Source organism: Pseudomonas sp. GP01-A4 (genome assembly GCF_058780865.1).
Genome location: NZ_JBYSWF010000008.1, coordinates 87,222 through 100,761, shown reverse-complemented (window position 1 = coordinate 100,761; position 13,540 = coordinate 87,222). Strand labels below are relative to the sequence as shown.

At 61.8% G+C, this 13,540-nt stretch carries 14 protein-coding genes; 4 read left to right on the top strand and 10 right to left on the bottom strand.

The features are described 5' to 3' along the window. Window positions 1–86: 86 nt before the first annotated feature. On the bottom strand, window positions 87–527 hold the full coding sequence (locus AC3WKX_RS07875; RefSeq protein WP_008435232.1) for a hotdog fold domain-containing protein: 441 nt from the start codon (window positions 525–527) through the stop codon (window positions 87–89). 145 nt (window positions 528–672) lie between these two features. Between AC3WKX_RS07875 and AC3WKX_RS07870 the strand changes: the two genes are divergently transcribed. After that, window positions 673–1,290 (top strand): TetR/AcrR family transcriptional regulator, encoded by a 618-nt coding sequence (locus AC3WKX_RS07870; protein ID WP_032899370.1) that lies wholly within the window; start codon window positions 673–675, stop codon window positions 1,288–1,290. 13 nt (window positions 1,291–1,303) lie between these two features. Here the strand turns inward: AC3WKX_RS07870 and AC3WKX_RS07865 are convergent, their stop codons facing one another. Beyond that, a complete protein-coding gene (locus AC3WKX_RS07865) occupies window positions 1,304–1,753 on the bottom strand; it encodes an Rrf2 family transcriptional regulator (RefSeq protein WP_008435227.1) in 450 nt (149 codons plus the stop codon). A gap of 144 nt (window positions 1,754–1,897) precedes the next feature. On the opposite strand from AC3WKX_RS07865, the gene AC3WKX_RS07860 reads away from it, so the two are divergent. Further along, entirely contained in the window at window positions 1,898–2,785 is an 888-nt protein-coding gene (locus AC3WKX_RS07860; protein WP_102605652.1) for an NAD(P)/FAD-dependent oxidoreductase, read from the top strand. Window positions 2,786–2,787: 2 nt separating this feature from the next. On the opposite strand, the gene gudD is transcribed toward AC3WKX_RS07860, so the two are convergent. Next, window positions 2,788–4,137 carry a glucarate dehydratase gene (gene gudD, locus AC3WKX_RS07855; RefSeq protein ID WP_003207434.1) on the bottom strand — a complete coding sequence of 450 codons (1,350 nt, stop codon included), beginning with the start codon at window positions 4,135–4,137 and terminating at the stop codon, window positions 2,788–2,790. A gap of 10 nt (window positions 4,138–4,147) precedes the next feature. Continuing rightward, window positions 4,148–5,497, bottom strand: coding sequence for an MFS transporter (locus AC3WKX_RS07850; RefSeq protein ID WP_008435222.1), 1,350 nt, complete (start codon window positions 5,495–5,497; stop codon window positions 4,148–4,150). Between the two features lie 287 nt (window positions 5,498–5,784). Here AC3WKX_RS07850 and AC3WKX_RS07845 point away from each other — a divergent pair, with 287 nt between their 5' ends. After that, complete coding sequence (locus AC3WKX_RS07845; protein WP_102605654.1) at window positions 5,785–6,495, top strand: FadR/GntR family transcriptional regulator; 711 nt, start codon at window positions 5,785–5,787, stop codon at window positions 6,493–6,495. 6 nt (window positions 6,496–6,501) lie between these two features. On the opposite strand, the gene AC3WKX_RS07840 is transcribed toward AC3WKX_RS07845, so the two are convergent. Then, on the bottom strand, window positions 6,502–7,344 hold the full coding sequence (locus AC3WKX_RS07840) for an alpha/beta fold hydrolase (RefSeq protein WP_003207440.1): 843 nt from the start codon (window positions 7,342–7,344) through the stop codon (window positions 6,502–6,504). A 288-nt stretch (window positions 7,345–7,632) separates the two neighbouring features. Between AC3WKX_RS07840 and AC3WKX_RS07835 the strand changes: the two genes are divergently transcribed. Continuing rightward, entirely contained in the window at window positions 7,633–8,220 is a 588-nt protein-coding gene (locus AC3WKX_RS07835; protein WP_102605655.1) for a LysE family translocator, read from the top strand. 1 nt (window position 8,221) lies between these two features. Here the strand turns inward: AC3WKX_RS07835 and AC3WKX_RS07830 are convergent, their stop codons facing one another. The 5 genes from AC3WKX_RS07830 to AC3WKX_RS07810 form a co-directional block, all read right to left on the bottom strand. Further along, on the bottom strand, window positions 8,222–9,046 hold the full coding sequence (locus tag AC3WKX_RS07830) for an AraC family transcriptional regulator (protein WP_102605656.1): 825 nt from the start codon (window positions 9,044–9,046) through the stop codon (window positions 8,222–8,224). Between the two features lie 63 nt (window positions 9,047–9,109). Then, window positions 9,110–9,271 carry a hypothetical protein gene (locus AC3WKX_RS07825; protein WP_158244070.1) on the bottom strand — a complete coding sequence of 54 codons (162 nt, stop codon included), beginning with the start codon at window positions 9,269–9,271 and terminating at the stop codon, window positions 9,110–9,112. 155 nt (window positions 9,272–9,426) lie between these two features. Then, the gene (locus AC3WKX_RS07820) at window positions 9,427–11,895 is read right to left on the bottom strand and encodes a TonB-dependent siderophore receptor (protein WP_371858866.1); all 2,469 of its coding nucleotides are present in this window, start codon (window positions 11,893–11,895) and stop codon (window positions 9,427–9,429) included. 96 nt (window positions 11,896–11,991) lie between these two features. Further along, window positions 11,992–12,951, bottom strand: a complete 960-nt coding sequence (locus tag AC3WKX_RS07815) for a FecR domain-containing protein (RefSeq protein WP_102605658.1) — start codon at window positions 12,949–12,951, stop codon at window positions 11,992–11,994. After that, window positions 12,948–13,478 (bottom strand): sigma-70 family RNA polymerase sigma factor, encoded by a 531-nt coding sequence (locus AC3WKX_RS07810; RefSeq protein WP_102605659.1) that lies wholly within the window; start codon window positions 13,476–13,478, stop codon window positions 12,948–12,950. Before AC3WKX_RS07810 ends, AC3WKX_RS07815 begins: the two co-directional genes overlap by 4 nt. Window positions 13,479–13,540 lie beyond the last annotated feature (62 nt).

Sequence of the window (13,540 nt, the reverse complement as noted above, 5' to 3'; positions counted from 1 at the left end):
CCCCACTCAAGCCGGCTGGTAGGCCGCTGTGAGAGCGCAACCCAATAGCGGCCATAACCGCAGCAACGGATATGCCCCCAACCCCATCACCCCAATTTCACATTCATGATAATCCGCGCGGTAAACACCAATTTCCCCTCCGCATCCAGCATCTCCACCGGCACCACCTTGTCACCCGCCGTTTGCCAGTCGATACCTTCGCCATTGGCCGTCGCCGTCACGCTGCTCTTGGCCTTGGCCAGATACTCCACCGTCATCCCCTTGGGAATCCACCGCGCACCCGCCGGCACGGAAACGTCCGTCATGGTACCCGCCGCCAACTCCGCAGCGTTGCACATGGCAATGGCGTGCACCGTTCCCAGGTGGTTGGTGATGGCCTTGCTGAACGGCACTTCCACCGAGGCAAACCCCGGACGCAACTGGGTCATCAACGGATTGATGGTGCTGAAGTAGGGCGCCATCTGGCACGCCAGTTTGCTGAACGCTTCGGGGCCAACGCTGTTGAACATGCTCAGGGCCTGACTCATGGTGCTGCCTCGCTGATTAAATGAATTTTACGGAATATTGTTCCGTTACAGAATAATGTTCTGTAGCGGAACAGTATTCTGCCCATGGGAAATCTGTCAAGCTGCCCGGGCTTGTTCTTCTTCACTGACCGAGTTCCTGTTCAGCATGCAAACCCCGGATCTGCTTCAGCGTTGCTTCCCTGGCCGAAGGGCCGAATTGAAGCGCGATATTTTCAAGGCAGCCCTGGACCTGTTCAACGAGCAGGGCCTTGAAGCCACCACCATCGAGATGATCCGCGCGCGCTGCGATACCAGCGTCGGCGCCATTTATCATCACTTCGGCAACAAGGAAGGCCTGGTCGCCGCGCTGTTTTTTACCGCGCTGGAGGATCAGGCCGAATTGCGTGGGCGCTACCTTGAATCGGCCAAAACGGCGAAGGAGGGGGTGTACGCACTGGTCCACAGCTATGTCGATTGGGTGGACAGCGAACCGCAGTGGGCGCGCTTTCAGTACCACGCGCATTTCGCGGTGACCAAGGGCCCGTTCGCCGCTGAATTGGAAAGCCGCAATCAGGCGCGCAATGCGTTGCTGAAGGAGTGGATGGTGCTGCCTGGACGGGGTGATCAGCTCAGCCAGGTGCCCGCCGAACTCTTGCCATCACTGATCATCGGCCAGGCCGACAGCTACTGCCGTGCCTGGCTGGCCGGGCGCTCGGCCAGCAGCCCTCGGGTGTACCGGGAAACCCTGGCCGAGGCAGCGTGGCGCTCGGTAGGCGGCGCTTAGGGCGTCGCGTGCATCACGCACAGGGTGCGGGCGTTATCGCCACCCGATAGCGCTCGTCAAAATCATCCGCCAACTGTGCCAGCGTCACCTCTCCCAAACGCTGCAGCAGCAACGCCTGGGCATCGTCAAACGCCTGGTTCAGCGCCGCATTGACGGCCTGTTCCACCAGGCATTGCGGATGATCGGTGGACAGGCCGACGGCAAAGATCGACGACGTGCCAAGGGCGTTGTGGATGTCCAGCAGGGTGATTTCACTCAGCGGCTTGCCCAGCATCCAGCCGCCCTGATGGCCTTTTTCCGAACGTACATAACCTTTCTCCTTGAGCAGGCCCAGGGTACGGCGTACCACCACCGCGTTGGTACCAAGCATCTGCGCGATGGTCTCCGAGGTGGCGCGTTCCTCGTGGCGGCCCATGTGGATCAGCACATGGAGCATGCGCGAAAGCCGGGTGTCGTTTCTCATCTGCAAGCCTCTGGAGTTCCTGCCCGAAAGTATCGTTCGTAACGATTGGAGTTGCGAGACGCTTGACGAGGTATTTTTATGTAACTTATGGTGTGTCGTGAGTGCCCGGCAACCGATGCAAGGGCCACCAGAGAGGTCATCTTCATGGTTTACGACGTTATTATCGTCGGCGGCAGCTACGCCGGAATGTCTGCCGGGCTGCAACTGGCGCGGGCTCGGCGCAAGGTGCTGGTGATTGACGCCGGGCAGCGGCGCAACCGGTTTGCGGCCACTTCCCACGGTTTCCTCAGCCAGGATGGCCAGCCGCCGGAGCTGATCGCTGCCGAAGGGCGAGGGCAGTTGATGGAATATCCGACGGTGACCTGGGTGCAGGACACCGCCGTTGAAGCGACTCGAAACCAGGATGGCTTCGTGGTGCAAACCCGTTGCAACGGTGAGTTCAACGCTAAACGCTTGATTCTCGCTACCGGCGTGGTGGATGAGTTACCCGAGGTCGAGGGGTTGAAGGAGCGCTGGGGCAAGCATGTGTTCCATTGCCCGTATTGCCACGGCTATGAACTGGATCAAGGCCGCATCGGCGTGCTGGCGACGTCGCCACTGGCCATGCATCACGCGATGCTGCTGCCGGACTGGGGCACCACCACGCTGTTTACCAACGGCGCATTTGTGCCGGATGCCGAGCAGCAGGCGCAACTGGATCGGCGCGGGGTCAGCGTCGAAAGCTCGGCGGTGCGGCGGATTGTCGGTGAGCGGGCGGATGTGGAATTGGCAGACGGGCGGATGATCGTGCTGGACGGTATTTTCACCCTGTCCCGTACGCGCATGGCCAGCCCATTGGCCAAGCAGTTGGGCTGTGAGTTTGTCGACGGGCCGACCGGGCCCTACCTGCTGACCAACGAGACGCGCCAGACCACCGTGCCCGGTGTGTTTGCCTGCGGCGATGCCAACCTGGCCGGCGGCTCGGTGGCGCTGGCGGTCGGCGAGGGTGTGCGCGCCGGGGTGGGCGCGCACTTTTCGATGATCTTCAGCTGAGGTCAGCGCACCAGGCACGGCCGCTTGTTATCGAACGTCCAGCCCGGAATCATGAACTGCATCGCCACGCTGTCATTGCGCGCACCCAGGCCCATGCCTTTGTACAGTTCATGGGCGTGGGCCACGGCGTCCATGTCGATGTCCACGCCCAGGCCCGGTTTGGCCGGCACCTTGATGTGGCCGTCGACAATCTTCAGCGGAGCCTTGGTCAACCGCTGGCCGTCCTGCCAGATCCAGTGGGTGTCGATGGCCGTGATTTCCCCCGGCGCGGCGGCGGCCACCTGGGTGAACATCGCCAGGGAAATATCGAAGTGATTATTGGAGTGCGAGCCCCAGGTCAGGCCCCATTCGTGGCACATCTGCGCCACGCGCACCGAGCCCTGCATGGTCCAGAAGTGCGGGTCGGCCAGGGGAATATCCACGGACTGCAACTGGATCGCATGCCCCATTTCCCGCCAGTCGGTGGCGATCATGTTGGTGGCGGTGGGCAGCCCGGTGGCACGGCGGAATTCGGCCATGACTTCGCGCCCGGAGTAACCGTTTTCCGCGCCGCAAGGGTCTTCGGCATAGGCCAGCACATGATGCTGGTCGCGACACAGGGCGATGGCTTCTTTCAGTGACCAGGCGCCGTTGGGGTCCAGGGTGATGCGCGCATCGGGGAAGCGTTCGGCCAGTGCAGTCACCGCCTCGATTTCGTCGCCGCCGCGCAGTACGCCGCCTTTAAGCTTGAAGTCATTGAAGCCGTATTGCGCCTTGGCCGCCTCTGCCAGACGCACGATGGCTTCGGGCGTCATGGCCTGTTCATGACGCAGGCGGAACCAGTCTTCGGCATCGTCTTCACTGCGATAGGCCAGGTCGGTCTGCTGGCGATCACCGATGTAGAACAGGTAGCCGAGCATCTTCACCGCGTCGCGCTGCTGGCCTTCGCCGAGAAGGGCCGCCACCGGGACTTCGAGGAATTGGCCGAGCAAATCCAGGAGTGCCGCTTCCATCGCCGTGACGGCATGGATGGTGATGCGCAGGTCAAACGTCTGCAAACCCCGGCCCGCCGAATCCCGCGCGGCGAAGGTCTGGCGCATGGCATTGAGAATGCTCTGGTACTGGCCGATGGGTTTGCCGATCACCAGGCTGCGGGCGTCTTCCAGGGTCTCGCGGATGCGTTCGCCGCCGGGTACCTCACCGACGCCGGTACGGCCGGCGCTGTCGGTAAGGATCACGATGTTGCGCGTGAAAAACGGCCCGTGGGCACCGCTGAGGTTGAGCAGCATGCTGTCGTGACCGGCCACCGGGATGACTTGCAGGCCGGTCACGACCGGGGCGCTGTTGGCGTGGTGCTGGTGTTCTGTGTTCATCGTGTAGTCCTTATTTGCTCAAGACGGGTGCGGGTTGCAGCACGCTGCTGGTGGTCGGGCCGGGCAGTGTCCTGGCGAAAAACACCAGGATGGCCGCAAGGATCGAAGTGCCCGCCAGGCCATACAAACCGCCCTGGATCGAGCCGGTGGTCTGTTCCAGGAAACCAAAGGTGGTGGGCGCGACAAACCCGCCGAGGTTGCCGATGGAGTTGATCAATGCGATCACCGCCGCGGCGATGCGTGCATCCAGGTAACCCTGGGGAATCGGCCAGAACAGCGAGGACGCCGACTTGAAGCCGATCGCCGCGAAGCAGATGGCGATAAAGGCAAAGATCGGCCCGCCGGTCGTGGAGAGGAACATGCCCACGGCGGCGATCAACAGTGCCGCAGCGACCCATGCTTGCTGGAACTTGAATTTGCCCGCCAGTGCCGCGAAGGCGTACATCGCGATGATCGAGATCAGCCACGGGATGGAGTTGTAGAAACCCACCTGGATGTCGCTCAGGTCGCCCATCTTTTTGATGATGCTCGGCAACCAGAAAGTGGCGGCATAGATCGTCAATTGGATGCAGAAATACAGGGCGCAGAACAGCATGATCTGACGGTCCTTGAGCAGCTTGCCCAGGGTCGGCTTGACCGTGGTGGCGGCGTCACGCTCGCGCTGTTCGCGGTCGATCTCGCCCACCAGCGCATCCTTTTCTTCAAGGCTGAGCCACTTGGCGTCGTGGGGTTTGGAGTCCAGCCAGAACCACACGAAAAAGCACAGCAGCACCGACGCCATGCCTTCGATGATGTACATCCACTGCCAGCCATGCAGGCCCAGCCCGGTGATTTGCAGCAGCACGCCGGACAAGGGGCCGGAGATCAGCGAGGCGAGGGCCGAGCCGCTGAGGAAGATTGCAATCGCCTTGCCGCGTTCGACGCCGGGCAACCAGCGGGTGAAGTAGTAGATCACCCCGGGAAAGAAGCCGGCTTCGGCCACGCCCAGCAGGAAGCGCAGGATGTAGAAGTGGGTTTCGTTCTGGATAAAGGCCATCAATGTGGCGGTGATGCCCCAGGTGAACATGATGCGGGTCAGCCAGATGCGCGCGCCGACTTTTTGCAGGAGCATGTTGGACGGCACTTCGAACAGCGCGTAGCCGATGAAAAACAACCCGGCGCCGAAGCCGTAGGCGGCCGCACCAATGCCCAGGTCGTGCTCCATATGGGTACGCACAAAGCCGATGTTGACGCGGTCGATGTAGTTGACGATGAACATGATCACGAACAGTGGGAGCACATGGCTCTTCACCTTCTTGATCGCGCGGGCCAGGACCGGGTCGGTGGCAGGCGCAGCTGTCGCAGGGCTGGAAGGGGTCACGGGTCAAACTCCCACTGATTATTGTTGTGCGGGGACGTATTTGGGTTGTCAGAGATGTCTGACAACTTGATAGACATCATACAACTGCATTTTCAGAGATGGCAACCCTTTGTAGGAGCGAGCCTGCTCGCGAAAATCGTCAACAATTACGAGGTTTGGTGCAATGTTTGCGCTGCGACGGGTTTTTTCGCGAGCAGGCTCGCTCCTACAGGTATTTGTTTGTTGTCATACAAGTAATGGCTTGCAAGAATGCTAGTATTGCCAGGCGCCCCTGAACGGAATTCCTGATGCAAAACCCCAGCTCGGCACCTCATCGCAAGCGCTCCCCGGGCCTTGCCCACGACATCGTCACCGCGTTGACCCAGCAGATTCTCCTGGGACAGATGGCGCCGGGTGAGAAGCTGCCATCCGAGTCCGCTATCGTGGGCGAGTACGGCGTCAGTCGCACGGTGGTGCGCGAAGCGCTTTCCAAATTGCAGGCCGCCGGGCTGGTGGAAACCCGCCACGGTGTCGGCACCTTTGTGCTGGAGCGCGACGAGCGCCACGGCCTGCACCTGACCCACGACACCGCCGCCAGCGTGCGCGGCATTCTTGAACTGCGCATGGGCCTGGAAACCCAGGCTGCCGCCCTGGCAGCCTTGCGCCGTACCGATGAACAACTGCAGCAGATGCGCCAGGCACTGGATGATTACCAGGACTCGCTGGCCAACAACGACAGTGCCGTTGAGCCTGACGTGCGCTTCCATCGCCTGATCGCACAGGCCACCGGCAACACCTATTTCATCGACGTGATTTATCACCTGGGCCACTCGGTAATCCCACGCACCCGGATCAATGCCGAGGAGCGCGGCGACGCGGACCTGATGGCGCTGGGGCGCCTGGCGAACCTTGAGCACGAGGCGATCCTGAAAGCCATCCGCCGCCAGGACCCGGACGCGGCCCGGGCCGCCATGCTGTTGCACTTGAGCAACAGCCTGGAGCGGATGACAGGAGAGTAGGCGGGGCTATTTGCTGTCCAGGAAGTCCAGCAGCGCGGCATTGAACAGCGTCGGGTCCTGCAGGAATGCGAAGTGGCTGGTGTTCGGCAGAATCAGCAGGCCCGCTCCCGGAATGGTCGCCGCGATGTATTCGGTGTGTTCTCGCTTGATCGCCTCATCGTGGTCGCCGTCGACAATCAGGATCGGAGTCTTGATGGACGCCAGTTGCGCGTCGGTCCAGTTGGGTTGGCTGGCCCACATATGGCTGATCTGCTCGACGAAGGCGTCGTACTCTTTTGGCGTCGGCGAGTGCCTGGCGTACTCCTTGCCGGCGCGCTCGATGAAGGCGGCGAAGGTCGGATTTTTCTCTACGCCATCCTTGACCCCGGAGGTCTGGGTGTTGGCGGCAAAGGCAAACACCTTGCCGATACGGTCGGGATGGCGCAGGGCAAGATCGATACCGATGATTGCGCCGTCGCTCCAGCCGACGATATCGGCGCGGGGGATTTTCAGGCTGTCGAGTACGGCGACCACGTCATCGGCCATCAAGTCGTAACCGAAGGGGTTCTCGTCCCGGGAACTGCGCCCGTGGCCACGGCTGTCGAGGCTGATGACCGTGTGTTTGGCGGCCAGCGCCTTGACCTGGTTGCCCCAGTAATCGGAATTGGACAGGCCACCGTGCAGCAGGATCACCGGCGAACCATGCCCGGTCTTGGTGTAGTAGACCTTGATGCCATTGACGGCGGCATAGCCGGTCTTGGCCCCCGCAATCGGCGCCGGGGTGGGCGGAAGGGTTTCCCAGCGTTCCGCGGCCTGAACCCCGGAGAGGGACAGCAACAGGCAGGCAGCTGCCAATAAGCGACGTGACATGGCGATTCCTTTTTTGTGAGCAGGTTGAGGTCATCCGGCCAGATGTGCGCTCGACTCTAGCACCGTGTCTGCCTTGGGAAGCACGCATTTTTTCCTATCAAAAACGCCCTTTGGAAAGAGAAAAATACAGTTATATCAATGGAATAAATTTGTCTTTTGCAGCGGGTGAGCTAAAGGTTTCAACTGGTGGTTTTTTCGGTCATTCCCGGCAGGGGCATTTTCTTCAATACCGTGATCCGTCTTCCCCTTAAGGTTCAGTCCGTACCCGCACAACAAAAAGGAACTGCAATGAGCTTGATCATTTCCATGGCCGCCTTCGCCCTGGCCACGTCCATCACCCCGGGACCGGTGAATGTGGTGGCCCTCAGTTCAGGCGCGCGCTTTGGGTTTGCCGCCAGCCAGAAGCATGTGGCCGGGGCCGCGTTGGGATTCACCTTGCTGCTGGTGCTGATTGGCCTGGGGCTGCATGAGGTGCTGGTGCGCTGGCCGCTGCTGACGCAGTTTATTCAATGGGGCGGGGTGGCCTTCCTGTTGTACATGGCCTGGAAACTGGCCGTGGACAATGGGCGCCTGGACGCTGAAGGCACGGCCACGGCGCCCTCGATGCTCTACGGCGCGATCATGCAGTGGCTCAACCCCAAGGCCTGGCTGGCGTGTGTGGCAGGCATGGGGCTGTTTGTCGCCGATGGCGATGCGCAGCAAGTCTGGCTGTTTGCGACGATCTACCTGGTGATTTGCTACTTGTCGGTGGCGTGCTGGGCGTACGCCGGGACGTTCCTGCGCCGCTACCTGAGCAATCCCCAGGGCATGCGCCTGTTCAATCGCTCGATGGCCGCCTTGTTGGTGGCCAGCGTGGGGTATCTGCTGCTGGCCTGAGTCAGCCGCGATATTGCCCGGGCGTTGCCGCCAGGTGCTGTTTGAACGTGCGCTGGAAATGCGCCTGATCAGAAAAGCCGGCCGCCAGTGCGACGTCGGCGATCAACTGGCCGCTGCGCAACTGGGTGCGGGCAAACTGAATACGGCGATTGACCAGAAACGCGTGGGGCGTCATGCCGTAATACTGCTTGAACGCACGAATCAGGTACGACGGCGACAGTTCAGCCGCCTGGCAAATGTCTTCGAGCTTCAGGGCCTCGGTGCAATGCTCGCGAATATAGTCGGCGGCGCGTTCCAGTTTGTGATTGACCTCACGCACCGGGGTTGTCGAAGGATTGAGGCGCTGCTGCACCTCGGTGAAAAAACTCACCACCGCACTCTGCTTGTGCAGGTGTTCGGCGTGCTTGTCCACCAGCACCTCATACAGCTCGTTCAGCCCGCTGTACAGCGCGATATCCGTGGTGTGGGTGGCGGTGAACGGTCGAAAGTCCTGGTCCTTGCTGAAACCCAGCTGGTGCTGCAGGTCGGTCAGCCAGGCCGTATCGATATACAGCATGTGATAGGACCAGGGCAGATCATCAATGGGGTTGCAGGCGTGGACATCCCCGGGGTTCATCAAGACCACGGTGCCGGCGCTGATCTTGAAGGTCGATGCCCCATGGATGTACAGGCTCTGCCCGGACGTGATCGCACCGATGGAAAAGTGCTCGTGGGCGTGGCGGGTGTAGCAGACCTTCCGCCCGTCGGCGATGGTGCGAGCCTCAATGAACGGCAGGCGCTCATCGCGCCAGAAGGAAGGGGCAGTCGGTTCGAGGGGCGATCGCATCACTACAAGTCTCACCGGGAAACAATGCAGTGAATGATTACACAGAAACCGGCCTGCAACGTTTCATTTCATGGTTTCGGGTTCCATTCTGCGCAGGAAGCCGATCCGCGGATCTACGCCGTTGATGGCTTCTGCCAGGGAAAGGGGTTGGTTCGCCGCCGCTCGCGCCTCATCGGCGCCTGTCAGCAAGTTCAGCAAGTGCGAGAGAAAGGGCAGATCTTCCATGTCAGCTCGGCTCCGTGCGGGTCGCCCACGTTTTATGGGCAACCGGAGCCCTCATCCTCGGATGGCCCGGGAAGGAACAACAGACGTACCTTCCTGACGGGATGTAGCCCGAGTCGACTGCCGTTGCAAGCGCTACGGCAGTCTGGCGTTTGGGCTCAAAAATCCCAGCGGGTCGCCAATTGCAGGCTGCGCGGCTCACCGTAGAAGCCGGTACCGAAGTTGCCCAGGCCGGTGTAGTACTTTTTGTCGAACAGGTTCTTCACGTTCAACGTGGTGCTCAGGTGCTCGTTGAAGCGGTAGCGCGCCATGACGTCCACCAGGAAGTAGCTGTCCTGGGTAATGCGTGAGTTGTGGCCGAAATTCACCGAGTCGTTGGGATCGGGCTGGAACACATTGCCGAAGAACTCGCTCTGCCAATTCACGCCGCCACCCACGGTCAGGTTCTCCAGGGCGCCGGGCAGGCGATAGGTATTGAACAACCGCACCACTTGCTGGGGCGTGGTGGTTTGCAGCACGGAGCCGTAGACGTAATCGCCGTTGGCGTCACGGCTGTGCTGATAGGTGTAGCCCGCCGAGACGTTCCAGCCGTCCAGCACTTCCCCCGCCAGTTCGACTTCAAAGCCCTTGGTAGTGGCGCCGCCAATCGGGCGATACACCGAGTCGGTCTCAAACCCGGAAACGTACTGCGCAACGTTGTCCTGTTCGATGCGGAATGCGGCGAAGCTGGCGTTCAGGCGGCCGTCGAAAAATGCTGCCTTGAGCCCGGCTTCGTAGGTGTCGCCTTCAATCGGATCAAGCAACTTGCGGTCGGCGTCCTTGCTGTTTTGCGGTTTGTAGATCTTTGTGTAGCTGGTGTACACCGACCAGATGTCATTCAGGTCGTAGACGATACCGGCATAGGGCGTGACGACGCCGGTCTGGCGGTAGGTGAAACGGTTGTCGGCCTTGGTCGGGTCGTAGAAGTCGGTGTTGTCGGTGCCGCTGAAGTTGCTGACGCGGGTGCCGAGGATCACCGACAGGTCATCGGTGGGTCTCAAGCGCGTGGCCAGGTACGCGCCGGTCTGGCGTTGCACGATGTCGTTCTGGCCGCTGCGGGGAATGTCAGGCTTCGGGTATTCGCCGCGCCAGTCGTAAATGCTGCCGCCCACGGGCGGGTAGATCGAGCCGTACACCGGCACGTCCTGTTTCGAGCGGGTGGCCATGAAGCCCATGATCAACTCATGCTCGCGCCCGAACAGGCTGAAGGGGCCATTGAGGTTGATGTCCAGGGTGTTTTGCACCTGGTCACCCTTGTATTTGCCCATGAACATGTACATCCCGTCGCCCGTGACCGGGTCCGGGTTGCCGCCGCTGGCGGAGGCGAGCAGGGTGTCGTGCTGGCTGCGCTTGCGGTCGAGGCTGACTTTCAGCGACCAGTCGTTCGCGAGCTTTTGTTGCACCGAGGCAAACAGGGTCTGGTTCTGGAAGTCGCGGCGGCTCCAGTCGGCGGCCGGGTTGAAGGACCGCGAGAAGTCGGTGCGTGAACCGTTGCTGAAGTACATCGGGAAGCCGGTCCAGCTGGCGCCACGGGAGCGGGTGTCCTGCTGGTCGATGCCGAAGGTCAGCAGGGTGTCCGGCGTCAGGTCGGCTTCGAGGATGCCGTAGGCAATGTCCTTGGTGTTCTGGTAGTGGTCCAGGTACGACTGGCGATCCTGATACACGCCGACGAAGCGCCCGCGCACGTTGCCGGAGTCGGTCAAAGGCCCGGAAATATCGCCTTCGGTGCGGTAGTTGTCCCACGAGCCGAAGGTCTGGGTGACCGAGGCCTTGAAGTCCCGGGTGGGCTTTTTGCGAATCAGGTTGACCGTGGCCGAAGGATCGCCGGAGCCGGACATCAGGCCGGCTGAGCCCTTGATGATTTCCAGGCGGTCATACACCGCCATGTCGGTGCTGGTGGTGCCGTAGTCATACACGCCGTCGTAGGTGGAGTTGACCCCGTCGTACTGGAAGTTGGTGATCGGCAGGCCGCGGCTGGAAAACTCCCAGCGTTCGCTGTCGTAATTCTGCACGCTCACGCCCGGTGCACGGCGCAGGGTGTCGGCGATGCTGGTGGAGCCCTGGTCGTCCATTTGTTGGCGGGTGATCACTGTTACCGACTGCGGCGTCTCGCGCATCGACAGCGCCAGGCCGGTGGCCGAAGCCATGGCGCCGGTGGTGTAGGAGTGCGTATCTTCGGTGGTGGCGCCCAGGCCTTCGCCGGAGATGGTGGTGGCGCCCAGTTCCAGGGCGCCGGTGTTGGCTGGGACCAACTCCAGCACGTAGCCGTTGTTGCCCTGGGGCACGGCCTGCAAGCCGCTGCCTTGCAACAGCCGTTGCAAACCGCTGGCCGGGGTGTAGCTGCCGTTGAGGCCCGGGCTGGTTTTGCCGCTGGCCAGGCTGTTGTGGCCGGCGAAAAAGATCCCGGACTGCTCGGCGAAGCTGTTCAGCACGTTGACCAACGAACCCGCGGCGATGGTGTAGTGGCGGGCCGTTTCCTGAGTCGACGGTGACTCGGCGGCTTGCGCGTCGAGCGCGCCCAGGCACAACAAGGTAGCAGTAACGGCCAGCGCCAGCGGGCGCAAAGTGAAGCGAACGGGTTGCGACATGAACATTCCCTTTGGATCAAATCGATCGGCGAATTGAAAGCATCTGCAGGGTTTACCGAACGAGTTTTGGAAAAGGGAACTGACGGCTGAAAGTTTTTATGTGCCTGGGTGTTTGGGCCTGACCGTGACCCACCACGGCATGAGCGTGTCGACCTGAATCGGCAGCGCGGCCTGTAGCAGGCGCAGTGCGTGGTCGCTGTCTTTGAGGGGGAACGAACCCATTACCGGCAATTGCGCCACGGCTGGATCACAGCCCAGGTGGCCGGGGCGAAAACGATTGAGTTCGGCGACCAGTTGGCCAAGCGGCAGGTTGTCGGCCAGCAGTACGCCACGGCTCCAGGCCTCACGGGTGGCGGATGCGGGTGAATGGAGATTGAACCCATCGCGGGTGAAGGCCACTTGTTGCCCGGCCTCGATGATTCGTTGTTGCTGGCTGGCGGCGGTGCGCACTTCGACCCGACCTTCAAACACATTGAGCACGGTGCTGTCGCCGTCCTGCAACACGCTGAAGCGGGTGCCGAGTGCCCGCAGGCGGCCCAGTTGGGTCTCCACCAGGAACGGGCGGTTCGGGTCCTTGGCGGTCTCGATCAGCACTTCGCCGAAACGCAGGTGCAGCAAGCGCTGGACCCGGTCAAAACGTACATCCAGGGCGCTCAAGGCGTTCAGCCACAGGCGGCTGCCATCGTCCAGCAGCGCTTCGCGGGTTTCACCGCCGGCGGTTGCGTAATCCGCACTCCAGCCTCCCACCAACCGGGGCAGGGTGGTGTTGCGCCAGGTGCCCCAGGCCAGCGTTGAACCGGCACACAGCACCAGCAGGGTCTTGAGCGTCTGGCGCCGAGAGCTGCGCAACGCACGGCTGGCGCTGTGGGATTGCTCGGCCAACGGCGCAAAGCGTTGGCTGACCCGCTCTACATAGCCCCAGGCGGCCTGGTGTTCCGGACTTTGCCCGAGCCATGCCTGCCAGTGCTGGGCAGCCTTTGGCTGATCCTGCAGGCGTACGTACCATTGGGCCGCTTGCTCAAGGCTGGCATGGCTGAGCTTTCCGGGGCTGTTCACTCCACGAGCATCCCGTCCAGTTCGGCTTCCAGCACCGCACAATGCAGCAGCGCCTGGGCCAGGTATTTTTTCACCATCCGTTCGCCTACCCCGAGCTGTTCGCCGATCTGCTTGTAGGGCGTACCGTGCAACTGCGCCAGCAGGAACGCTTCGCGCACCTTGTGGGGCAGCCGCGCGAGCATGGCGTCCACTTCGTACAGGGTTTCGACAATGATTGCCCGCTGCTCCGGCGACGGTTGCAGGGCTTGCGGCCGGTCCGCGAGGCTTTGCAGCCACGCTTGTTCCAGTTGGCGCCGACGCCAGTGATCAATGCACAACCCCCGGGCGATGGTGGCCAGGTAGGAACGCTCCCGCGTCTCATCGGCTTGGGCGGGCGGGCGCTTGAGTACCCGAATGAAGGTGTCATGGGCCAGGTCCGCCGCATCCCAGCGATTGCTCAGGCGCCGGCGCAGCAGCCCCAGCAGCCAGGAATGGTGATTACCGTAGAGGTCGCTGAACGAGGTGGACGGGGTCGACACAGTATCCATGTGGCGCAGAAGCCTTGGCGTAAATAAGAATTGGTCGCGATTAAACCAAAGGGCCGGGCACT